General features: G+C 37.4%; 23 protein-coding genes. 14 read left to right on the top strand and 9 right to left on the bottom strand.

Going from position 1 to position 22,102, the window contains the following annotated elements; genetic code table 11:
• The first annotated feature begins 14 nt into the window (after positions 1-14).
• From RZ55_RS05645 to RZ55_RS05635, 3 genes are all read left to right on the top strand, one after another.
• Positions 15-953 (top strand): DMT family transporter, encoded by a 939-nt coding sequence (locus tag RZ55_RS05645; protein ID WP_057175947.1) that lies wholly within the window; start codon positions 15-17, stop codon positions 951-953.
• Positions 954-1,117: 164 nt separating this feature from the next.
• Positions 1,118-2,059 (top strand): DMT family transporter, encoded by a 942-nt coding sequence (locus RZ55_RS05640; RefSeq protein WP_034532436.1) that lies wholly within the window; start codon positions 1,118-1,120, stop codon positions 2,057-2,059.
• Between the two features lie 102 nt (positions 2,060-2,161).
• Positions 2,162-3,901, top strand: a complete 1,740-nt coding sequence (locus tag RZ55_RS05635; protein WP_057175946.1) for a hypothetical protein — start codon at positions 2,162-2,164, stop codon at positions 3,899-3,901.
• 15 nt (positions 3,902-3,916) lie between these two features.
• Here the strand turns inward: RZ55_RS05635 and RZ55_RS05630 are convergent, their stop codons facing one another.
• Positions 3,917-4,612, bottom strand: a complete 696-nt coding sequence (locus tag RZ55_RS05630; RefSeq protein WP_431354844.1) for a hypothetical protein — start codon at positions 4,610-4,612, stop codon at positions 3,917-3,919.
• Positions 4,613-4,691: 79 nt separating this feature from the next.
• Between RZ55_RS05630 and RZ55_RS05625 the strand changes: the two genes are divergently transcribed.
• Positions 4,692-5,003: a DUF7671 family protein gene (locus RZ55_RS05625; protein ID WP_057175945.1), complete on the top strand. Its 312-nt coding sequence runs from the start codon at positions 4,692-4,694 to the stop codon at positions 5,001-5,003.
• Positions 5,004-5,095: 92 nt separating this feature from the next.
• On the opposite strand, the gene RZ55_RS05620 is transcribed toward RZ55_RS05625, so the two are convergent.
• Positions 5,096-5,323 carry a hypothetical protein gene (locus RZ55_RS05620; RefSeq protein ID WP_034530575.1) on the bottom strand — a complete coding sequence of 76 codons (228 nt, stop codon included), beginning with the start codon at positions 5,321-5,323 and terminating at the stop codon, positions 5,096-5,098.
• A gap of 176 nt (positions 5,324-5,499) precedes the next feature.
• Between RZ55_RS05620 and RZ55_RS05615 the strand changes: the two genes are divergently transcribed.
• Complete coding sequence (locus RZ55_RS05615) at positions 5,500-6,024, top strand: TetR/AcrR family transcriptional regulator (protein WP_034530570.1); 525 nt, start codon at positions 5,500-5,502, stop codon at positions 6,022-6,024.
• Between the two features lie 115 nt (positions 6,025-6,139).
• On the opposite strand, the gene RZ55_RS05610 is transcribed toward RZ55_RS05615, so the two are convergent.
• A complete protein-coding gene (locus tag RZ55_RS05610; RefSeq protein ID WP_034530568.1) occupies positions 6,140-6,337 on the bottom strand; it encodes a cold-shock protein in 198 nt (65 codons plus the stop codon).
• Between the two features lie 411 nt (positions 6,338-6,748).
• Here RZ55_RS05610 and RZ55_RS05605 point away from each other — a divergent pair, with 411 nt between their 5' ends.
• Positions 6,749-7,453: an NAD(P)H-dependent oxidoreductase gene (locus RZ55_RS05605; protein ID WP_057175944.1), complete on the top strand. Its 705-nt coding sequence runs from the start codon at positions 6,749-6,751 to the stop codon at positions 7,451-7,453.
• A complete protein-coding gene (locus RZ55_RS05600; RefSeq protein ID WP_034530555.1) occupies positions 7,453-7,632 on the top strand; it encodes a hypothetical protein in 180 nt (59 codons plus the stop codon). The genes RZ55_RS05605 and RZ55_RS05600 overlap by 1 nt, the downstream gene beginning before the upstream one ends.
• A gap of 32 nt (positions 7,633-7,664) precedes the next feature.
• Here the strand turns inward: RZ55_RS05600 and thiD are convergent, their stop codons facing one another.
• On the bottom strand, positions 7,665-8,465 hold the full coding sequence (thiD, locus tag RZ55_RS05595) for a bifunctional hydroxymethylpyrimidine kinase/phosphomethylpyrimidine kinase (RefSeq protein WP_057175943.1): 801 nt from the start codon (positions 8,463-8,465) through the stop codon (positions 7,665-7,667).
• Between the two features lie 167 nt (positions 8,466-8,632).
• Between thiD and RZ55_RS07325 the strand changes: the two genes are divergently transcribed.
• From RZ55_RS07325 to RZ55_RS05575, 5 genes are all read left to right on the top strand, one after another.
• Positions 8,633-8,755: a hypothetical protein gene (locus tag RZ55_RS07325; RefSeq protein ID WP_257719910.1), complete on the top strand. Its 123-nt coding sequence runs from the start codon at positions 8,633-8,635 to the stop codon at positions 8,753-8,755.
• A gap of 53 nt (positions 8,756-8,808) precedes the next feature.
• Complete coding sequence (locus tag RZ55_RS07330) at positions 8,809-10,182, top strand: viroplasmin family protein (RefSeq protein ID WP_081034521.1); 1,374 nt, start codon at positions 8,809-8,811, stop codon at positions 10,180-10,182.
• A gap of 49 nt (positions 10,183-10,231) precedes the next feature.
• Positions 10,232-10,783 (top strand): sugar O-acetyltransferase, encoded by a 552-nt coding sequence (locus RZ55_RS05585; protein WP_057175942.1) that lies wholly within the window; start codon positions 10,232-10,234, stop codon positions 10,781-10,783.
• A 233-nt stretch (positions 10,784-11,016) separates the two neighbouring features.
• Positions 11,017-12,606 carry a BCCT family transporter gene (locus tag RZ55_RS05580; RefSeq protein ID WP_054605804.1) on the top strand — a complete coding sequence of 530 codons (1,590 nt, stop codon included), beginning with the start codon at positions 11,017-11,019 and terminating at the stop codon, positions 12,604-12,606.
• A 97-nt stretch (positions 12,607-12,703) separates the two neighbouring features.
• Entirely contained in the window at positions 12,704-13,642 is a 939-nt protein-coding gene (locus tag RZ55_RS05575) for a phosphoglycerate dehydrogenase (protein ID WP_057175941.1), read from the top strand.
• A 54-nt stretch (positions 13,643-13,696) separates the two neighbouring features.
• Here the strand turns inward: RZ55_RS05575 and map are convergent, their stop codons facing one another.
• Positions 13,697-14,491: a type I methionyl aminopeptidase gene (gene map, locus RZ55_RS05570; protein ID WP_034532573.1), complete on the bottom strand. Its 795-nt coding sequence runs from the start codon at positions 14,489-14,491 to the stop codon at positions 13,697-13,699.
• Between the two features lie 151 nt (positions 14,492-14,642).
• On the opposite strand from map, the gene RZ55_RS05565 reads away from it, so the two are divergent.
• Complete coding sequence (locus RZ55_RS05565) at positions 14,643-15,518, top strand: alpha/beta hydrolase (protein WP_057175940.1); 876 nt, start codon at positions 14,643-14,645, stop codon at positions 15,516-15,518.
• 90 nt (positions 15,519-15,608) lie between these two features.
• Positions 15,609-17,009, top strand: coding sequence for an MFS transporter (locus RZ55_RS05560; RefSeq protein WP_431354843.1), 1,401 nt, complete (start codon positions 15,609-15,611; stop codon positions 17,007-17,009).
• Between the two features lie 41 nt (positions 17,010-17,050).
• On the opposite strand, the gene RZ55_RS05555 is transcribed toward RZ55_RS05560, so the two are convergent.
• From RZ55_RS05555 to RZ55_RS05540, 4 genes are all read right to left on the bottom strand, one after another.
• The gene (locus RZ55_RS05555) at positions 17,051-18,973 is read right to left on the bottom strand and encodes a M13 family metallopeptidase (protein WP_057175938.1); all 1,923 of its coding nucleotides are present in this window, start codon (positions 18,971-18,973) and stop codon (positions 17,051-17,053) included.
• 90 nt (positions 18,974-19,063) lie between these two features.
• Positions 19,064-19,972 (bottom strand): glycine betaine ABC transporter substrate-binding protein, encoded by a 909-nt coding sequence (locus RZ55_RS05550; RefSeq protein WP_034535062.1) that lies wholly within the window; start codon positions 19,970-19,972, stop codon positions 19,064-19,066.
• 14 nt (positions 19,973-19,986) lie between these two features.
• Positions 19,987-20,847, bottom strand: coding sequence for an ABC transporter permease (locus tag RZ55_RS05545; RefSeq protein WP_053792949.1), 861 nt, complete (start codon positions 20,845-20,847; stop codon positions 19,987-19,989).
• The gene (locus RZ55_RS05540) at positions 20,840-22,039 is read right to left on the bottom strand and encodes a quaternary amine ABC transporter ATP-binding protein (RefSeq protein WP_034532579.1); all 1,200 of its coding nucleotides are present in this window, start codon (positions 22,037-22,039) and stop codon (positions 20,840-20,842) included. Before RZ55_RS05540 ends, RZ55_RS05545 begins: the two co-directional genes overlap by 8 nt.
• Positions 22,040-22,102: the final 63 nt, after the last annotated feature.

The raw sequence follows: 22,102 nt of genomic DNA, 5'->3' as shown, positions 1-22,102 counted from the left end.
GGGGAGTTTTATAAATGGAAAAACAACATACAACGACTGAAAACGTTATGAAAGGTATTTTCTGGTCTGCGATGGCTTCAACCCTATGGGGTTTCTCAGGAATTATCATGCAATTCGTTGCTCAAAACGAAGCAGTTCCTACTCAATGGTTCATTTCAGTTCGTACATTATTTGCAGGTATTTTATTGTTAGCTATTGGTTCAATTCACGTTGGTAAACATGTTTTTGATGTTTGGAAGTCAAAAGAATCAATCATTAGATTATTTATCTACGCAATTTTTGGTTTAGCGGTTAACATGTCAACTTTCTACGTAAGTATTCAAGAAGGTAACGCTGCTACTGCCACAATCCTACAATACTTAGCACCAATCTTTATTGTTCTATATGGTTTAGTATTCATGAAGAAGAAGCCTCTAAAGGCTGATGTTATTTCATTCTTACTAGCTCTAGTAGGGGTATTCTTGATTATCACTAACGGTCACATCGGTGAACTATCTGTTCCATTGACTGCCGTTATCTTTGGTTTACTTTCAGCTGTTTCAGCTGCCGTATACTACTCAGTTCCAAAGCCACTATCAAAGGAAAACTCACCATTTGTTGTTCTAGGTTGGGGTACTTTGATTGCTGGTATCGGTTTTAACGCATACCACCCATTCTGGACTGATGCTCCTAAGATCACACCAGGTATCGTTTTAGGTATCGGTGGAGTTATCTTAGTTGGTACTATCTTCGCATTCTCAGCTGTTCTATACAGTTTGAAGTTTGCTCCATCAGAAGTTTCAAGTATCGTTGATGCCGTAGAACCAGTGGTTACTATCATCTTAAGTATGATTGTATTCCACTTGATTCCAACACCAATCGAAGCACTTGGTGCAATCATCATTATCGTATCTATCTACTTCCTACAAAGATCTCACCAAAAGAGAGATAAGGACGACCCAGATATTAGATAGTTTGTATAAAAAAAGTTATCGAAAAGACCGTTTTTACGTATTATTTCGTGGAAATGGTCTTTTTCTATTTTCAAGCTTTCTTACTTGTGATATCTTTTTAATATAGGTTTCAAGTAAGAAAACTTTACATCTACTGGAATTATAGCTTTATATGGGGTGAAAATATGGAAAACGAAACAGGCCTTTTAGAGACTAATGTCATGAAAGGTATCTTCTGGGCTTTCTTAGCTTCAGCACTTTGGGGTGTTTCAGGTACAATTCTTCAATTCGTATCTCAAACAGAACATTTGGAAGCTAACTGGTTCTTATCAACTAGAACCATGATCTCTGGAATTGTGTTATTAATTATTTCTGCAATTGTTTATAGAGGACACATTTTCAATGTTTTTAAGTCATGGAAATCATTCATTTGTATCGTGGCTTACGGGGTGTTTGGTCTAGGTGCCAATCTATACACTTTCTACATGAGTGTACAAACTGGTAATGCCAATGCATCAACTATTTTGCAATACTTAGCACCATTATTTATTCTGTTGGGATCAATCATCTTCCAACACAGAAAACCATTACCAATTGACATCATGGTTTTCGTAATTGCTTTGGCAGGGGTTGTATTATCTCTAACTAAGGGTGATTTCTCATCACTTTCAATTACTCCTGCATCATTAATCTGGGGAATTTTATCTGGTGTAACTGCAGCGCTATACGTTGTGCTACCACGCCCAATTGTTGGTCAAAGTTCACCAATGGTAATTCTAGGTTGGGGTACTCTAATTGCTGGAATTATCTTTAACTTAAAACAACCAATCTGGGTGCACATGCCACATTTAACTACTGGTATCGTATTCGGAGTTGGTGGGATTATTCTATTCGGAACAATTCTTCCATTCATGCTATTGCTACATGCATTGAATTTCGCACCATCAGAAGTTGTTAGTCTAGTCGACGCAACACAACCTGTGGTTACTTTTATTTTAAGTATTATCTTCTTCCAAATTTCAATTAGCTTTATTGAAATTGTCGGTGCGGTTCTAGTTATTTTAGCAATCTTCATTTTACAAAAGTCACATCGTAAATTAACGATTGATAAACATAGCGAAGCTTAAAAAATATTGATATTACACTAAGAAGCGGCCTAATTTTAAGGTTCGCTTCTTTTTTATGTGTTAATATTGAACTTGTAAATTATAGTTTAAGGAAGAATATCGATGAAAAAAGCGATTAAGTTTTGGCCATACATGTCAATCTTCTTGGTTGCCGTGTTAATTATGTTGCCACAAATCGTGACCGGATCGTATATTTTAGGAGTTGACTCCATTTTTCATATGAATCGATTCTACGATGCGGCGATGCAACTAAAAACTGGCCATTTAAGTTACTTTATATCCATTTATGGATACCAACAGTCAGGACGAATTATTAACGCGTTATATGGGCCATTAGCGGCTTATTTCAATGGTTTAATTCTCTTGATTACCGGCAATTGGGTAAGATATCAGATTGTCACCTCATTGTTAACGTTATGTGTCAGCGGAATGACAATGTATAACCTAGCAATTAGAACTCACATTAAGAAAATATATGCACTCTTTGTCGGCATTGCTTACATGTCATCTTATTTGATCATGGGATGGGTTGTAGGGATGCAATTCACTGGCTGGGGTGCTGCATTATTACCTTGGTTACTAGCTGCCGGTTTTGACATGGTTGATTACAAATCAATCAACATATTAAAACTAGCGATTCCAATGTCAATTCTGTTACAAACCCATATGCTGAGCAGTTTGACTGGTGCATTAGCACTAGTGCCGATGTTTATCTATGGCGTAATTCATAGTGATGAAAAGTTAAAAATGTGGCGTAACGCCATCTTGTCATTTTTACTAACATTGTGTTTGACCGCCAACGTCTGGTACGGAATGATGCAAATATCACTCACTAACCATGCGTTAGGGGTGGCTCCACAACTTGATATGTATGAGGATTCGGTTGCCTTGTTTGGTAAGGACGTCTTCGTGTTACCACCAATTTACTCAATTGGGTTTATCATCGTGGCGATTTACTTTGCGATTAACTTCAAAAAGATTAGCTCGTCTCGAAAGATTATCTTTATTACCGGGTTATTCTTCATGTGGATTTCCTCAGTCCTATTTCCATGGGGTCCACTAGACAAGAAGTTTCCAAGCATTTCATACCTAATTCAAATGCCACGTCGTTTTGTCGTAATTCCATTTATCTTGTTATTAATCTGTGCTGGAATCATGATTAACGATACTTCAAAAAAACAATGGATCAATTCATTTAAGAATTACGCGTTGTTGATGTTAACCTTCTTCATTATCTACGATGCGGGTGGACCAGTGAGAAAAGGTGTGCACCACTTCTTCTCACCTAAGGTAGTCCAAAACGATTACAATCTGCATTATCAAACGACGGACACCAACGCCATTATAGATAGTTTGTCATCTCACGATACTGGTGCAGTTCTTAAGATGTTAACAAAGGCCACACCGGACTACTTGCCGGTTCAATACAAGATGACCGCCTATAACTACTTTGATTATCATCCATATGGTAACTATGGTGATCAAATCATCAACTATAAGGGTGAAGTCACTAAGACAATCAAACGTAATGGTCACTTATTGTTAACCTGGGATAATGACTCAGACGACAACAAATCAATGCAATTACCAATCTTTAAGTATGATGACACTAATCTGATTTTAAACGGTAAGCACATTAACAATGTTAAGCAAACCCAAATCGGTAGTGTGATTGTTAACTCAAAGCCTGGTCATAACAAATTAGAAATTTACTATCATGCAACACCAATCTTATTAGCTTTACTATGGGTTACTGTATTTAGCTGGATGGGATTGATTGCGGGAATTATGATTTATCTAATTCTAAGATGGAAAAAGCATATAAAAAGAAGCGTTTCGTAATGAAACACTTCTTTTTTATTTTTCAAAATGTTTTTGAAGTTGGGTATTAATGTTTTCATTATGCTTTAGAGATGGGAAAACATACTTGTCAGCGGTTTGAATCAAAATCCCGTTAAATGCGATTGAGAATAAAGTACCGATGCTTACAGAGTAAATACGATGTAAGAAAATCGCACAGATTAAAATGATTGTGATAGGTGGTGCGAAGTCCAATAGTTGTGACTTGATGGCACTACCGTTTAAGTAATCGAAACGAAGAATGTTGGTTGTATCATCATTGGGATGCATGAAGATGTTGGCACGTTGGTATAGTGAGATGGCTGTACAGAAGCAGCAAACCCCAAACAACGCCATTGGTATCCTAATATATATTGATAGGTGATTCCAACCTAATGATTCAAAGTAATTGGTAAAGATTTGAATGAATGAACTGAAGAAGATAATAAAGATTAGTTCTTCAACAAAACGTAAGACATCAATGTGTTTAATCAAGATTTGGTTGGTTAAAGCATTGATAATTCCAAACGTAAAAATCATAATTCCGACGTCGACACCAAACAATTGATGGATGTTTACACATGCGGCGGTCCAGATACCGGAACCACATCCTGATACAATTGTAAGGGCATTTCCAAAAGCATTTAATAATAACCCAAAGATTAATGCTATAACTCTTGTTTTTAATGTATTAACAGTTCGAATAACGAACATCTCCTAAATTAAATTAAGTAATTCAATGATATCACATATATCACTGTAATTATGGTAAAGTATAGGAAAGGTGATTGATATGAAGGGAAAATATGAAGTAAATCGGTATATTGGTGTCGTGGTTGATGAAGACCAATCAGGCCAATATGTAATTAAGAAGGACGACAATGGTGAATTCAAACTTCATGATTGGAGAACTGGGAAGCATACTAAGGGTAAATTCAAGGGTGTCGGTCAGCTATTTTTAACTGAAAACAATATGCTAGTGGCAGTTGTTGACTACGAACCTGTTAAGTTCAAGGATCGTCATGAATTTACACCATTACAAAGATTTACCAGTGAAGTCCTAAGCGATGAACAATTAAATGAAGCTAAAAAAAGACTTGATTAGCATCAAGTCTTTTTTGTGGCGTTGTTATAACCAGTTGAGCTTATTAATAAGTAAGTTGAGCTTTGTTAAGCGTCGAAATTAATAGCAAATGCTTACTTCTTTAGAAGCTTTTCAGCGTTTGCTGCTACTTCATCATTAGACATGTCTAGGTAAGGGTGCATCTTAGCTTCAGTAGCCATGGTGTCCTTGCCATCTTCTTCCATGTAATGATTCCATAAAGCGTCACGAACAGGTGTAGTATCATCTGACCAATCGAATTCCTTGTTCATTGGTGTGTCCAATACTCTTTCTCTATCGTTTACTTTTTGTTCAGCAGTCATTGCCATAATAAATTTCCTCCTTATTTTTAAAGCTCAATTACATTATAATTCTTATGTTTCTATTTGTTAAAAATTATGCTTTGATAATTTATCAAAAGTAAAGAAGGGCGACTTAACTTGCATTTAAACCCAATTTCGTATATATTCATAAATATACTGAAGTGAGGCAAAAGTTTATGAGAGATAAATTTGCAACAAAGAATAAAATTGTTAATGGAATGTTCGAACTACTTAAGACCACGCCATTTGATGAAATTAATGTGAAAGATATCTGTGCACAAGCTGATGTTTCACGAATGACGTATTATCGAAATTTTCATAATAAAAAAGATATCATTATTTACAGATTTGATAGCTCATTTACCACGTTTATCCAACGTTTAGCATCAAGTCAGTCACACAATCTAACCGATATCGCGACCATCTTCTTCGAACTTGTCAAAGAGGATCAAGACATGATGGAAATGATTATGAAAAATGATTTATCAATGATCTTATTAGAACGACTAAAATATTATATTTCCGACTTAATCGATGAAAATGTTTTGGAAACCAGAGAAGAATCTTCCAAAATGTTAGTTTCATTGATTGCCGGTGGATTAACAGAAATTATTATTACTTGGACTGAGGATGGAATGAAGGAACCAATTCAATCATTGGTAATCTTCGTTTCTAAGTACATGCATTTCAAGATTAACTAACTTCCTATCGTAATTGATAGGAAGTTTTTTATTTTTATACAATAAAAAAGCACCCGAGAAAATCTCGGGTGCTTTTGATCTCTTTTTAAACTAAAAGTTAACTAAGAGGTTATCCTTATGCAGGAGTAACGTTAGCAGCTTGTGGTCCACGGTCGCCGTCTTCAACGTCCAATGTAACCTTTTCGCCTTCTTCTAGAGTCTTGAAACCTTCTTTGTTGATAGCTGAGAAGTGAACGAATACGTCACCGTCTTCAGTAGTGATAAAACCGTAACCTTTATCAGCGTTGAACCATTTAACAGTACCTTGTTTCATAATATGAAACCTCCTTGCACATATCGTGCGTTATAAAATCTTAATGTATCAAAAGCCTGAATCAAGGGGTTATTTCATAAAACTATAAAACAAGTAACCTTAACAATCGAAACTATGTAACACATTGGTAATAATATACCCGAAATAGGGGGTGATGTCAACTAATATCAGAATAATAATTTTATTTATTTTTAATAATATACATCGTGTATAAACTATTGATATAAAGGCATTTTCAAGCGTTAATACACCTTGGATTCTTATAAAATAGCGAAAATTTTTTAAAAAAATAATTTTAAAATATACGAACAATTACAATTTTTTAATATTAAATATACGTAAATTCGTTATAGTGTAAATTTTAAGCAAAATCATTTAAAATAGTGTTATTAAAGAAACGAGGGAACGAATATGAAAACTTTGGTGTTAGTATCACATCCTGAATATGATAATTCAATGACCGAAGCATTCTTAAAACAATGTCAGTCTGATATTGAAAATGTGGATTGGGTCGTTTTAGATAATATCCAAACAGACTTTACTTTTGATAAAGAACAAGAACAACAAAGATTAGCACAATACGATCGTATTTTATTTCAATTTCCAATGTATTGGTACAGTGCACCAGCATTGATGAAGAAGTATGAAGATGATGTTTTTACCAAGAACTTCATCGCCTATGAACAAGAGGGGGCATTGAAGGGTAAAGAAATGGGTATCATCACCACATTGGGTGATCCAATCAAGGACTACCAGGTTGGTGGTAGGGAAGGTTTTAGTATCTCTGAATTGTTGAAACCATACCAAGCAATTGCACAACGTGGCCAAATGAAATTCTTGAAGCCGTTTGTCATTTCACAGTTTGCCTACATGACCGATGTACAAAAACAAAAACTCTTAATTGATTACCGTAGTTATTTAACTAACGATAACTTCGACAGCTTTACCAGTTTGCAAAAATGGTACATCGATCAATTAACTGTTTTAAAGGAATCATTGGACGAGGATAAACAATCCAGAATGGATATCTTAATCGATTATCTTCAATCTAATTACGACCAATTGGACGAATTAAAATGGGAAATTGATTTAATCAAGAAGGAGGATGATGAATAATGGCTAGTCAAAACGAATGGTTGGACCAACAAATCGAAGAACTAAAAAAAGATGAAACTAGTTTTAAATTGTTATCCTTTTTAGATGGGATTAAAGATATTAACAAAGAACAACAAAAAAGACTCCAACAAGCCCAAGACGAATTGGACGGTAGAATGTGGAGTCCTGATAAATGGTAATAAAAAAGACTCGCTTATGCGAGTCTTCTTTTTTATTGAGCCCAGTGGTTAATTGGACCGAATTTGTGAGCAACTGAAATTTCGTTTTTGATTGCTTTGTCGACATAGTCGTCAGCAATTCTAATAGCGTCGGCGATGGAAGTGCCTTTGGCAATTTCAGATGTGATGGCTGCTGATAGAGAATCACCAGTACCATTCTTATGTTCTGTATGGTAGTAAGGTCCTTCGATCCAGAAGTCTTCTCCAAACTCTAATAGGACGTAATCCTTAACGACGTCTGTTTCACCAGCGACGTGTTTACCTTTAATAATAACGTTTTTAGCGCCTAATTCGCGAAGCTTTTTGGCGGCAACCTTGGTGTCTTCGTCTGAGTTAATTTCCATGTCAGCTAACTTTTGCGCTTCGTAGAAATTAGGGGTCAAGACTGTGGCTAAAGGAATTAGTTCTTCCTTCAAAGTGTCATAAGCGGCTTGTTCAAGTAACATAGCGCCATGTTTAGTCATGATAACAGGATCTACAACTAATGGACCAAAATCGTATTTCTTGTAGTTTTCAACTACGGTACGAATAAGTTCAGCATCGGCTAACATTCCTGTTTTTGATGCTAAAATCTTAAAGTCATCAGCTAAGTCTTTGAATTCTTGGTTGATGAATGAAACTGGCATAGAGACACTGTCATGAATACCAAATGAGTTACCTGCAACACACGCTGTAATTACGGAAGCACCGTAAGTATGATGCATAAAGAAAGTATGTAAATCGGCTTGCATTCCTGCACTTCCATCACTGTCTGAACCTGCAATGGTTAAAACTTGGGGAAAATCATTTGTCATAAAATTGCCACCTCTTATTATTAAATTGAAGTTATTTTAACACAAACTTGTAAATTGTAAACAATATCTATATAATAATGAGTGAATAATTCTAATTTGCGTTAGGTACCGTCTTTATATTATAATGGTACTAATTAATTTATGGTTAACAGGAAGGGGTGTCTCTAGTGAGAATTTGTCATCCAAATGGTGTTCAAGGACGTCGTCCAATCAACAACAACAAGCGTAACAAGAAACAAAAAGAAGTTGCTGACTTACAAAAATTCTTGAAGTCAAAGCCTGCTAAATAATCTTTTGGACTCAGATTTTCTGGGTCTTTTTTTGTACATAAAAGGAGAAAAAGATGGCTAGTAAATTTTATGCAGTAAGAAAAGGAAAAAAGCCCGGTATCTATAAGACTTGGGACGAATGTAAGAACCAAGTTAACGGTTTTCCCGGCGCCGAATATAAAAGTTTTAAGACCCAATCAGAAGCCAAGGCCTACATGGGATTAGGTCAATCTGCCAAAAAGGTAGCGCCTAGGATGACCAAGAGTGGATCAATTACACTATATAGTGACGGTGGATCTAGAAACCACGGAAACAAGCTCGGCCAACACGTAAAGGACGACGACAAGGCCGCCTGGGCATATTTAATTTTGCGCAATGGTAAAAAACAACACTATGCAGCAGACGGTGAATTCGGTGCTACAAACAATAAAATGGAAGTCTTAGGGCTAGTTAACGCCTTGCAGTACATCATAGACCAGGGATGGCAAAATGAGTCTATTGACGCTATATTGGACTCCAAATACGTCTTAGATTCAATCACTAAGGGATGGCTAAACTCATGGCGTCGTCGTGGTTGGAAGAAAAGCGATGGAACAGTAATCAAAAACAAAAATGAATTCATGCAACTATCAGCACTACTAGGCCAATTTAAGCACTTAAACTTTAAATGGACTAAGGGTCATGCGGATAACTCTGGAAACAATTTTGTTGATAAACTTTTGAACGAAAAAATGGATGATATGAAATTAAATCAACCAAGCAAGACAATCGTTCATTCGACATTTGAACAACCAAAAACAGCAGAAAAAAATGTCGAAGAAGTCGTTAAATTATACGCACACGGTAAGCACATTAATGCTTCTGGTTTGAATCAATACGTCGCTTCCAACGGTCCGTCCGTTTGGGCTTATTGCATCGACTTTGATGACGAACTAACAACCAATAGCGGTGGAGTGCAAGGTATTAATAATTCCAAGATGCAATTGGTATCTGTTATCAATGGTTTAAAAAAGTTAGTTGAAATGGATTTAAACTCAAAACAAGTCGAAGTAATTACACCTTCTTTGTACATTTCACAAACTATCAACGATGAGAAGCTAGCGTACGCCAAGACCCATGACTGGCAAAGTTTTAACGGTGAAGTCATCACCAATGTCGAAGAGATCAAACAATTGGCTGAGGTCTTAGAAAAGTTTAAAACCATCAAATTTGTGAACGCTAGTTTTGATAATAACGATAAAGCAATTACTACTGTTCAACAGTTGTTAGATGATGAGGTTAGAAAAATTGATCCTGATTTAGCAGAAAAACTAGCAATTAAACCAAAGGTGGCAGAACCAAAGCCCAAACCAAAACAACAAGAAAAGGCCAAGGAATACATCGACAAGGATAAATCAGTATCGGACATCGAGAAGAGCCTTCGCGATTTAGGTTTTTTTGATAAATAATTTCATATGATACAATAATAATTGAATAAGTTATGAAAGCTGGCAAAATATGAAAACAGAACGTGAAAAAATGACGGCAGGAGAACCTTATCAACAATACGACGAAGAGTTACAACAAAGACGTAGTGTTGTTAGAAAAGAGTTAAGCGCCATTAATTCACTATCAGATAATAAAGAACAAAACCAACGACTAGCCAAGTTACTTGGCGACAGTGGTAAGAATCTATGGATTGAAACCGGCGTTGAATTCGACTATGGATACAACATCCATGTTGGAGACGACTTTTACGCCAACTACCACCTAACATTGTTGGACACATGCCCAATCACAATTGGAAATCATTGTTATTTTGGTCCAGACGTTGGATTGTACACACCGGTACATCCATTGGACCCAGACCAAAGAAAGGCCGATGTTGAAATGGGAAAACCAATTACCATCGGTGATAATTGCTGGCTAGGAGGACATGTGACTGTATTACCCGGTGTTACATTGGGTGAAAATGTTGTCGTTGGAGCTGGGTCAGTTGTTACCAAATCATTTGGCGACAATGTGGTTATTGTAGGTAATCCAGCTCGTGTTATTAAAACGGTCAAATAGGAATTAAAATATGCTTTTCAAACGCCCGTGCGGCCACATTTTACATAAATTGTTATTTGTGTATAATATAATTGAAATGCAAAAATAATTCGAATTTAATTTGTATAACCTTAGAAAAGCTGTGCAGATGGTCATTCGTTATATACGAATCACTTATTTGTGCAGCTTTTTGTGTTTAATCTCAGAGGAGGATTATTATTTTTAAAAGTAAAAATATCGACAAGCTCGTCTTTATTCCTACTGTCGTATTATTTTTAGGGGTTTCAGTATTTTTGATAATTGGTGGTTCTTCACTACAAGGACTTCTTAACAACGTATTGAACTGGGTAACCAGCAATATGGGTTGGGGTTACATGTGGATTTACATCATCAATTTCTTGTTTTTTGTATATTTGATGTTATCAAAGTATGGCAATATTCGTTTGGGTGAACCAACGGATAAGCCGGTGTACAAGAACTTCCAATGGGGTTCAATGGTCTTTGCGACCGCCATCGATGCAAGTATTCTAATGCTTAGCATGGTGGATCCATTGAGATACGTTCAACATCCAGAAGGATCTGTAAAACCATATTCAGTGACTGCTTACAACTTAGCTCACATGTATGGTCAATATGATTGGGGTCCAATGGCCTGGTTGATGTTTGCGGCACCCACGATTGCTATTGGTTATATGATGTATAACAAGAAACGCAAAATTCAATCTCTAAGTGATGCGATTACCATCTTAGATGGTGAAAAACTTTGGCAAAATATTGCCAGAAAAATCGTCAACCTACTAGTAGTATTTGGAATCATGGGAGGGGTAGGAGCCTCCGTAGGTTTGGAAATTCCAATCATTTCCAAAGTCCTAAGTTCTTTAACCGGAATTCCTGATAATCTAAATATGAAACTAGGATTATTCTTGGTATTATTTATTATCTTTGCACTAACCGTCTTTAAGGGACTAAACGGTGGAATTGATAAACTAAGTAATGCCCACATTTGGACCGCTATTATTTTCTTAGCAATCGTCTTGCTAGTTGGTCCAACCGTATACATTCTAAATTCAGAAACAAACAGTGTCGGATTATTGATTCAAAAATTCATTCCAATGAGTATGAATACCGTGCCAAACGGTCGTCCCGGTATCGCCCAACAAGAAACCATTTTCTATTGGGGTTGGTGGTTATCATACATGCCATTCATGGGACTATTCATTGCTAAGATTTCCAAGGGACGCACAATCAGACAAATTGTCATGGGGATGCTTACCTATGGTGCTTTGGGATGCATGAGTTTTTATGCCGTCTTTGGTGGTTACTCACTATGGCTACAAAAGACCGGTACATTGAATTTAACGCATATTTTAAATACGCAAGGGCAAGCTGCTGTGATTTCAGCCGTTCTTGGAACCTTACCTATGAAGTATGTCATGTTTGCATTTTACTTTATTTCCTGTTTCATCTTCTTGGCAACTACGATCTCATCTTCAGCATTCGTGCTTTCTTCATTTACCAGTTTGCCACTTGGTCCTGGTAAAGAACCTAGTCGTGTTAACAGAATGACCTGGGTAGTTGTATTTATCCTATTCTCATTCAGTTTAGTTGTCGTTGGGGGATTTGAGACAGTTCAAACGTTCTGTACCTTAGCCGGATTCCCATTGATGTTCGTCTGCATCTTGATCATTATGTCAGTCTTTAAGATGATTAAAAATGATCCTACCGTAATTAGAAATCCAAGATGGACCCCACGTCGCGGGAAGAAACCAGTTACTGTTGAACGAAAGAGTGCCATTAAGGGTAAACTAATCCTATGGCCCAAGAACACAATCAATAGACATTAAAGTCGCTAAAAGCCACTAATGGATATAAAAAATCCATGTAGTGGCTTTTTTTGTGATAATATTTATATGTTATAAAAAATTAGGAGTTGAAGAGAAAATGGCTAAAAAAGTAATTATTCCTAAAGAATTTGCTCATTATTTAGGCGAACCACTTAGGGATTATGGCTTTGAAGTAGTGGAATTAGAAGATCAATACGCAGACTCTCTACTTCAACACAAAGATGCTGATGGAATGGTAATTAATGCGACTCCATTAAGCAATGACACTATCGACCAAATGCCTAACCTAAAGGTTATCGCACGTTTTGGTGTGGGATACGATAATGTTGATTTAAACCACTGTAAGGAACGTGGAATCTACGTTACCAACACACCTGGTGGAAACGAAGTGGCGGTTGCTGAATGTGCCGTTACCGATATTTTAATTTTATCTAAGAATCTATACACTGTTTCTCAAAAAATGCGTGAAGGTGATGATTCATACGCATTCCATCACCCATCACACGATATTAAGGGTAAGACAATTGGAATCGTTGGTTATGGAAACATTGGCCAACAAGCTGCCAAGATGCTTTCTGGTTTCGGTGTTAAGACATTAATCTGGAACAGAAGCCCTAAGACTTCAGAATACGGTGAATTCGTTGAATGGGATGAACTATTCAAACGTTCTGATTTCGTTTCACTACATCTACCTGCAGTGAAGGGAACTATCGGTTCTGTTAATAAAGATACATTCAAGATGATGAAGAATTCAGCATTTATCGTTAACTTTGCCAGAGGTGCAGTGATTAACGAACAAGACATGATCGAAGCCTTGAAGTCTGGTGAAATCGCCGGAGCAGGTCTAGATGTGTTCGAAAAAGAACCACTTCCAATGGACAGTGAACTAAGAAAACTACCAAACGTCTTCATGACCCCACATAACTCAGGATTCTCAGTAGAATCATTTACTAAGATTTCTAACATGGCAAGTAGTGAAGTAAACCACGTGCTAAAGGGTGAAAAGCCTGAACACTGCGTTAACGGTTTAGACTAAATCAACCAAAATAAAAAGCCCCGTAAGAATTATCTTACGAGGCTTTTTTATTTATTATAGTTTGTACTTTTCGTCGATTTCATCGCCTTGTGAGGTTAGAATCTTTGGACCATCTTTGGTAATTGCAATGGTGTGTTCGTATTGAGCTGAGTTAGTACCATCTGATGATACGTAGTAAGTCCAGTCGTCTTTAGCATCGTATCTGTCAGTGATTTCCCAAGTTCCTAGGTTAACCATTGGTTCAATGGTAATGGTCATACCTTCCTTTAGACGTAGACCCTTACCAGGTTCACCGTATGCAGGAACGTTTGGTTGTTCGTGCATAGTAGGTTGAATTCCGTGACCGATTAGTTCACGAACGTCACCCATGTGGTTTTGGTTTTCGATGAAGTCTTGGCAAGCAAAACCAATATCACCTAAACGGTTACCAACAACGGCTTGGTCGATACCGCGGTATAGAGCTTCCTTACATACGTCCATTAGCTTTTGGTCTTCTTCTGAGATGTTTCCAACTGCATAAGTCCAGCAAGAATCACTTTCAAAACCATCCTTGTTAACGGTCATATCAACCTTAACAATGTCACCATCTTTAAGCTTTAGGCCCTTACGTGGAATTCCGTGAGCTACTTCGTCGTTAACTGAGACACAAGTAGCAAACTTGTAGCCTTCAAAACCTTTTTCTGATGCTTTTGCACCATGTTCAGTGATGTATTTGTCAGCAAATTCTTCGATTTCCCAAGTGTCTAGACCTGGTTTGATCATGTCACGTAAGCCAAGGTGAACGCCAGCTAAGACTTCACCGGATTTGGCCATCATTTCGATTTCGCGTGGTGATTTGAGTGTAATCAAAATAAATTCTCCTTTATTCGTTCATATTTAGTCTATACCTATAATCTACTACAAATTACTAGATTTGGCTAATTAATGCACATAATTATGGATGTAAATTTTGTGATTTTCTAGTATGATAGAGGGTAGAAGAAAAGAGAGGGGAATCATCTTGAGTAAAACAGCTAAGACCAATATTATTTTGATTATTGTGACATTGATTGTCGCATTTTTCGCAGTTTTCTTTGCGATTAGAAGTGACAACCTATTAATGTCTCGATCATCTAGAGGTGGCCAAAACACACCAACATTGTATGTCCATGGATTGGGTGGGTCTAGAAAATCTACGAATCACTTGGCAACAATTGCATCACGTGATGGAGGTAACCGTTCATTAGTCATCCTAGTGGATAAGGACGGAAAAATTGATTACAAAGGAAAACTTCAATTAAATACCAGAAAGCCAATTATTCAAGTTATTTTCCAAAAGAAGTTCACACCAGTAGATAAACAAGTTAGCTGGCTACACGAAATCCTATTGAAACTAAGAGATCACTATGGATTTAAGTACTACAACGCTGTTGGTCACTCTACCGGGGCCGTTACTATCTTAGATACAGCTGCTAAGTACGATAAAGATGAAGACATGCCAAAGCTACAAAAGTTTGTTTCAATCGCCGGACCTTATGACGGGGTCATTAAGTTAAGTAGCATGGGAACAGATAATTATGTTGATTCACAAGGTAAACCAATGATTTACTCAGAATCAAACAAGTGGTTCCCATCATATCAAACACTATTAAATGATTGTAAGAACTTCCCTAAGGATGTATCAGTACTAAACATCTACGGAAACGACAATTCAAAACAAGATTCAGACGGTGTTGTATCAGTGGCTTCAGCGAAGTCATTGAAGTACTTGATTGGTAAACGTGCTAAGAACTACGAAGAAATCCCAGTTAATGGGGTTAATGGTCAACACAGTCGTTTGCACCACAACATCTTCGTTGATCACATTATCGCAAGATTTCTGTTCGACGAAAATTAAGCAAAGCAAAATAGTTTACTTATTTAACCTAAATCTATAAAATAGAAAAAGTATTAAATTATAATGATTCTAAATTAGGAGATGAAGGTTTTGAAGAATTACGATTTAAATGGTAAACCATACAATCGTTTTTTGTTCGTCATTGTATTACTTTTGGGTAGTTTTACAATGTCAATGAGCCAATCATCAATTTCAACCGCTTATCCTACCTTAATGAGCTCATTTGGAATTGATGCTTCGACTGTTCAATGGCTAACAACCGGATTTATGCTAATCATGTGTGTCATGATGCCGGTTAGTCCATGGTTACTTAACAACGTTAAGTTTAAGCAATTATTTTTATTGATTTTAGCAATTTTTGATATCGGAACTTTGATTGTGGTAGCTGCACCTAACTTCCCAGTAATGATGTTAGGTCGTGCAATGGAAGCAATCGCTGTTGGTATCTTGTTCCCATCATACCAATCAGTGTTGTTATACATTACACCGGAAGAAAAAAGGGGGACTACCATGGGATTTGCTGGCCTAATCATGGGTTCAGCACTTGCTTGTGGTCCAATTCTTTCAGCAATCGTTCTCCACTTCTCAGCATGGCGTGGATTATTCATCGTCTTTGCCGTTATCATTTCAGTTCTATTTGTAATTTCACTATTTGCAATTAAGAATGTTATGCCACAAAAGGAAAGTCACCTAGACTTCCCATCAGTCATCCTATCAGTCGGTTTGATTGGTATCCTATACGTGGTTAACATGATTGGTAAGACCAACATTGATTTGACTGAAGCCATTATCATATTAGTTGTAAGTATCTTAATGGTGGCGATGTTTGCAATTCGTCAATTCAAGATGGATCAACCACTACTACAATTAAGAGTATTGAAGGACTTTAACTACGACCTATCAGTTGGTTTAACCGGTGCTTCATACATTGCCTTAATTGTTGTGACAATCATTTTCCCACTTTACTACCAAGACGTATTGGGAGTAAGCAAGACCGTTTCTGGTTTAGCGCTAGCTCCTGGTGCCATCGTATTGAGTTTGTTAAACCCATTAACTGGTAAGTTAGCAGATAAGATTGGTTTCAAATCAACCATGCTAACAGGGATGTTCATGATTCTAGCCGGATGGTTAGTATTGAGTATCACCGGTGCCACACTGGGTCTAGTTCCAATGATGGTAATTGCAGCAATCATTGAAGGTGGAAACGCCTTTGTGATGATGCCAGCCGTTACAATGGGTGCTAACTCATTACCAAAGGATTTAATCTCAGATGGTACAGCGGTTATTTCAACATTTAGACAAATTCTTGGATCAACCGGTGTCTTGGTTGCTACATTGATTTTATCTAATGTGATGAACAACAACATTGCTAAGGGAATGAGCCATGCAATTGCCCAAATGGGTGGTTTCCATGTCGTTTTCATTACATTCTTTGTGATTGAACTATTCGGTTTAGCAATGGCATTAATGCTTAAGAACACTAAGAAATAAAACCTAAATAAAAAGGCCTGACGTTTGTCAGGCCTTTTTTATTACCAAATATTTACTCGTTTATCTTCGTCCATGTACATTCCGTCACCAGGTTGAACGTCGAAGGTCTTGTAGAAGTCTTTTAAGTTCTTCACTTGAATTTGTGCTCTTAGTTCGGAAGGGGCGTGCACATCGATTGATAGTAGTAATTGTTTGTATTGTTCAGTTGATTTGGTACGCCAGATGGTTGCCCAGTTGATGAAGAAGTCACGTAGGTTTACGTCTGTTTCTCCCTTGGCAGCTTCTAGGGCACAGCTCAAACCACCGGCATCGGCAATGTTTTCTGAAACGGTCAACTTACCATTAACTTTTTGGCTGGCGAAGTTTAAACCATCGAATTCCTTAATCATGTTTTCGGCTAATGCATCGAAGTGCTTATGATCATCTTCGGTCCACCAGTTGTTTAGGTTACCATATTGGTCGAATTGACAACCGTTGTTATCAAACGCATGAGAGATTTCATGGGCGATAACGGCACCGATACCACCGAAGTTTTGACTTGATGATTGTTCTAGGCTGTAGAAAGGTGCTTGTAGGATGGCAGCAGGGAAGACAATCACGTTTTCTAGAGGTGAGTAGTAAGCGTTAACCGTGTTAGCACTCATGTCCCAGATGCTCTTATCTACTGGTTGGTTCCACTTGCTGAATTTATCCTTAGTGATAATCTTGTCGATGTTTTCAACGTTGGTGTATAAATCACCGCCATCTTCCTTACCAACTATCTTGAATTGGTGATAAAGTGGGTTGATTTCGTCAGGGTAACCAACGTGAATAGCTAGGGCGTTTAACTTGGTGATGGCCATCTTCTTGGTGTCTTCACTCAACCAGTCGTTTTGAGATAGACGTTTTTCGTAAACGTTAATCATTTTAACAACCATGTCGTGGACATCTTGTTTAGCCTTTTCACCGAAGTACTTGCGGCCGTAGTAATCACCAACGACTTGGTCGAATAAACCGGATGCTAGGTAGTAAGCAGCTTTTTTAGGTTTAGTAGCTTCCTTCTTACCTGAAAGGGTACGTGAGAAAGTACCACCGATTTGACGGAATTCTTCTGATAGTAGACCAGCAGAACCCTTAACAACCTTCACAATCATCCAGTTCTTCATCTTGGCGAATGTATCGTCGTTGACGATTTCATTGAATGCTTTGAAGTAGTCTGGTTCAGTCACGATGACTTGATCAGGCACTTGGCCAATTAGACCAGTCACGTAGTTATCCATATCAAACTTGTCAATTTGACTAGCTAGGTCACTGTAGCTCATTGGGTTGTACATCTTGGTGAAGTCGGCATTTTCTTCGGCTGACTTGATGTGTGGTGCAATTGTTCTATCAAAGTCTTCAGCGGCATCGACGATGTTTTTAGCTTGTTGTTCGTCGTAGCCAACCATGGTTAATAGTTTTTGCATCATGTCGCGGAAAACTGGCATTAGTTTGGCACCAGCTGGGTTTTGTTTATCATAGTAGGTCTTATCTGGTAGGAAGGTTGAAGCACCGCTTGCGTACAATGCGTTGTACTTGGCGTTCTTCATTTCTGCTTCAATGCCGAAACCAAATGGTAGGGGTAAACCAGATAGAGTCCAATCAGATAGTTGTTGGTTTAAATCGTCGAATGATTTAACGTCTTCGATTCTTTGAAGGGTGGCTTTAAGTGGTTTGGTACCATCTTGTTCACGCTTATCAAAGTCCATCGCTAAATCGTATAACTTCTTGAATTCTTGCATATCGTCATTTGATGGTTGCATTGATCCATCAAGTAGGGCGTCAAAGTCATTCATTAAAGTTTTATCGATATTATCGACTAGGTCCATGAAACCACCGGTTGAAGAGTGATCTGATGGAATGGTTGCATTCTTAACCCATTCACCGTTGACGGCTTGATAGAAGTCGTCTTTGATTAGTGATTCGTTAATCTTGTCATTGCTCATTTTGGCACCTCATTTACGTTTATTTTTTTGTTATATCCCTAGTATATAAAAAAGCTATTCTAAAGTTAATAGAATAGCTTTTCTTTATTATTATTTGTTGATTAAATCTTCGATTGAGTTGATGTTCTTCATGTACTTAGGAACAGCCAATCCAACTTTAGCACCATTCAAGTTTGGACCAACATCGTCGATTTTATCCTTGTATTGTTTCAAGTATAAACCGGCAGTGTTAGGTAACCAAGCTGATAGTGAAGCATCGGCAGCGTTAGTTGCGATTGATGCCCACATTGGTTGCATTTCTAGTGCTTGGATAGTTGCCTTGTAACCCATCTTGTTTAGAACTTCAGCCATCACATTAGTTGATGCGATTTCTGAATCCCAAGCAACGTAAGTTAACTTAACTGCTTTACCATTACCTCTAGGAGCGCCCTTAGTCCATTCTTGGTATAACTTAGGGTTCTTCTTGATGAAGTTGTCAGCAGCTACCTTAGGATCAACACCAGCATTAGTTTGTAGCATTACGTCTGACATTTGAGATGGAGTCCAGTGGAATTGCTTTAGAATCTTGTAAGCACCAGGATTATCCTTGGCTAGACCCTTTCTAGCAATTGTGTGGATTTGTTCTGAAGAACCGTAAACATTCTTAGGATCCTTTAGGAACTTAAGAGGGAACTTCTTGAACATCCAGTGTGGTTGCCATCCGGTAACTACGATTGGTTGTTTGTACTTAATTGCTTTAGCTAATGTAGAAGTCATTGCAGCAGTTGAACTAGTTTGTAGTTGCCACTTGTTTTGTGCTAAAGGATATTCCTTTAACGCATTTTGTGTAGAAGCCATAATACCAGCCCCGGCATCAATACCAGTGATGGTGTAATTGATTTGAGGACCTAACTTCTTATGAGGATTGTATGGAGAAGTTAAACTACTACAAGCAGTTAGAACTGTTGCCATAAGAAACATGGTTAATGTTGCTAAAACATATCTAGTTTTCTTTCTCATTTAAATCCTCCTAATTAGTGTTTTTTGTTCTTGTTAAAGGCTTGAGTAACACGGTCTAGGATGATTGCTAGGATTACGATTGCAAAACCAGCAGTGAAACCTGAACCGGCGTTGTTTCTACCTACGGCGAAGTAAACTTCTGAACCAAGACCAACGGCACCAATCATTGAAGCAATAACTACCATTGATAGAGCAAGCATCATACCTTGGTTAACACCAGACATTAATGTGTTCTTAGCAATTGGTAATTCAACCTTGATTAGCTTTTGCCAACCGGTTGAACCGAATGAATCGGCAGCTTCAATTAAATCAGTAGGAACTTGTTCAATTCCTAGGTTAGTCATTCTAACTACTGGTGGTAGTGAGAAGATAACAGAAGCAATAACCCCGGGTACCATTCCGATACCGAATAAAGCAACGGCAGGAATTAGGTAAACGAATGCAGGCATTGTTTGCATAAAGTCTAGGATTGGTTTAACGATTACCTTAACAGTGTGACTCTTTGCCATCCAGATTCCCAAAGGAATACCGATAACAACGATAATTAAACTAGAAGTAAGAACTAGTGTTAATGTTTGAGTCATATCTCTCCAGTAACCTTGGTTGTAAATTAATACAAGACCAATAAGTTCGAAGATCATTAGTCCCCAGTGCTTGCTGTCATGTAATGCCCAGTAAGTAATACCTAGAACTAAGATAATGAATAACCAAACTGGTAGTAAATCAAATACCCATTGGAATGAGTTAACGATTGCACCGATGAAATCAGTGATACCGTTGAAGAAACCAACGAATTGAGTTAACCAGTTAACAAAACTGTTAATCCAATCCGCAAATGGAATTGGTTGCATAGTTAAAGAAAATAAATTAGCCATTATTTTGCACCTCGTTTCCAGAAATTGCGCCTAATACGGAACTTCTAATGATAATTCCTAGTAGTCGATCATTGTCATCCAATACCGCGAATGGTACTGAAGTCTTGGAAATGTCGTTTAATAGTGACTTGATAGGTGTATCAGGTGTAGTTGTTGGAACGTCGGTTCTAAGGATTGATTCTAAGTCACGTTTGTCATCTTCGATTTGCTTGATAACATCCTTAGCATCAATTAATCCCTTGAAGTGGTGTTCTGAATCAACAACGTAAACACTAGAGTTGTGGTTGTCCTTCATTAATCTTAGCGCGGTTCTTGGACCGTCTTTTTCGATGTTGATAACATCTGGTCTAATCATAACGCGGCTAGCAGTAAGAATCTTAGTTCTGTCCACACCTTCGATGAATTTTTCAACGTATTCATTCTTAGGGTGTTGTAAGATGTCTTCTGGTGAACCGATTTGAACAATTTCACCATCACGCATGATCATAATACGGTCACCAATACGTAGTGATTCGTTTAAGTCATGAGAAATGAAGATGATAGTCTTCTTTAGGTGTGATTGTAAATCTAGCAATTCGTCTTGCATTTCTTTTCTGTTAAGTGGATCCAATGCTGAGAATGCTTCATCCATCAATAGAATTTCTGGGTCATTAGCTAAACCACGAGCTAATCCGACACGTTGTTGTTGTCCACCAGATAATTCATTAGGGTATCTATCATCATATCCGTGTAAGCCAACTAGTTCTAAGCATTCGTGTGCTTTTTGATGTCTAGTTTCTTTATCGACTCCTTGGATTTCTAAACCGTAAGCGGTGTTTTCGATAATGGTTCTGTTAGGGAATAGAGCAAAGTTTTGGAATACCATACTCATCTTCTTACGTCTAAATTCACGTAATTCTTTCTTATCGAATTTAGTAATGCTTTCCCCGTCTAATAGAATTTCACCATCAGTTGGTTCGTATAAACGGTTCAACATTCTAATTAAAGTAGACTTACCACTACCGGAAAGTCCCATGATAACAAAGATTTCATTTTCGTTAACATCGAAGTTGGCATCGTGAACACCAACTACGCTGTTAGTTTTAGCTAAAATTTCATCTTTGGATTTTCCTTCGTTGATCATTTCTTTGGCACGACCAACATGACGACCGAAAATCTTGGTTAGATGTTTAACTTCAACTTTTTTGGTCATGATCTTCCTCCTTGAAATTGTAGTTTGTTTAAAGCATAGGTACTATTATTACAAAGAAAAATG

Origin of the sequence: Apilactobacillus kunkeei (genome assembly GCF_001421115.1) — a bacterium.
Taxonomy (GTDB): domain Bacteria; phylum Bacillota; class Bacilli; order Lactobacillales; family Lactobacillaceae; genus Apilactobacillus; species Apilactobacillus kunkeei_F.
Note: the sequence above shows the minus strand (reverse complement) of the source record. Positions and strands in the feature narration are given on the sequence as shown.

Excerpts from the sequence above, each read along its gene's own strand:
- RZ55_RS05645 (WP_057175947.1), top strand. The coding sequence starts at position 15 with ATGGAAAAACAACATACAACGACTGAAAACGTTATGAAAGGTATTTTC.
- RZ55_RS05640 (WP_034532436.1), top strand. The coding sequence starts at position 1,118 with ATGGAAAACGAAACAGGCCTTTTAGAGACTAATGTCATGAAAGGTATC.
- RZ55_RS05635 (WP_057175946.1), top strand. The coding sequence starts at position 2,162 with ATGAAAAAAGCGATTAAGTTTTGGCCATACATGTCAATCTTCTTGGTT.
- RZ55_RS05630 (WP_431354844.1), bottom strand. The coding sequence starts at position 4,612 with ATGTTCGTTATTCGAACTGTTAATACATTAAAAACAAGAGTTATAGCA.
- RZ55_RS05625 (WP_057175945.1), top strand. The coding sequence starts at position 4,692 with ATGAAGGGAAAATATGAAGTAAATCGGTATATTGGTGTCGTGGTTGAT.
- RZ55_RS05620 (WP_034530575.1), bottom strand. The coding sequence starts at position 5,323 with ATGACTGCTGAACAAAAAGTAAACGATAGAGAAAGAGTATTGGACACA.
- RZ55_RS05615 (WP_034530570.1), top strand. The coding sequence starts at position 5,500 with ATGAGAGATAAATTTGCAACAAAGAATAAAATTGTTAATGGAATGTTC.
- RZ55_RS05610 (WP_034530568.1), bottom strand. The coding sequence starts at position 6,337 with ATGAAACAAGGTACTGTTAAATGGTTCAACGCTGATAAAGGTTACGGT.
- RZ55_RS05605 (WP_057175944.1), top strand. The coding sequence starts at position 6,749 with ATGAAAACTTTGGTGTTAGTATCACATCCTGAATATGATAATTCAATG.
- RZ55_RS05600 (WP_034530555.1), top strand. The coding sequence starts at position 7,453 with ATGGCTAGTCAAAACGAATGGTTGGACCAACAAATCGAAGAACTAAAA.
- thiD (WP_057175943.1), bottom strand. The coding sequence starts at position 8,465 with ATGACAAATGATTTTCCCCAAGTTTTAACCATTGCAGGTTCAGACAGT.
- RZ55_RS07330 (WP_081034521.1), top strand. The coding sequence starts at position 8,809 with ATGGCTAGTAAATTTTATGCAGTAAGAAAAGGAAAAAAGCCCGGTATC.
- RZ55_RS05585 (WP_057175942.1), top strand. The coding sequence starts at position 10,232 with ATGAAAACAGAACGTGAAAAAATGACGGCAGGAGAACCTTATCAACAA.
- RZ55_RS05575 (WP_057175941.1), top strand. The coding sequence starts at position 12,704 with ATGGCTAAAAAAGTAATTATTCCTAAAGAATTTGCTCATTATTTAGGC.
- RZ55_RS05555 (WP_057175938.1), bottom strand. The coding sequence starts at position 18,973 with ATGAGCAATGACAAGATTAACGAATCACTAATCAAAGACGACTTCTAT.
- RZ55_RS05550 (WP_034535062.1), bottom strand. The coding sequence starts at position 19,972 with ATGAGAAAGAAAACTAGATATGTTTTAGCAACATTAACCATGTTTCTT.
- RZ55_RS05545 (WP_053792949.1), bottom strand. The coding sequence starts at position 20,847 with ATGGCTAATTTATTTTCTTTAACTATGCAACCAATTCCATTTGCGGAT.
- RZ55_RS05540 (WP_034532579.1), bottom strand. The coding sequence starts at position 22,039 with ATGACCAAAAAAGTTGAAGTTAAACATCTAACCAAGATTTTCGGTCGT.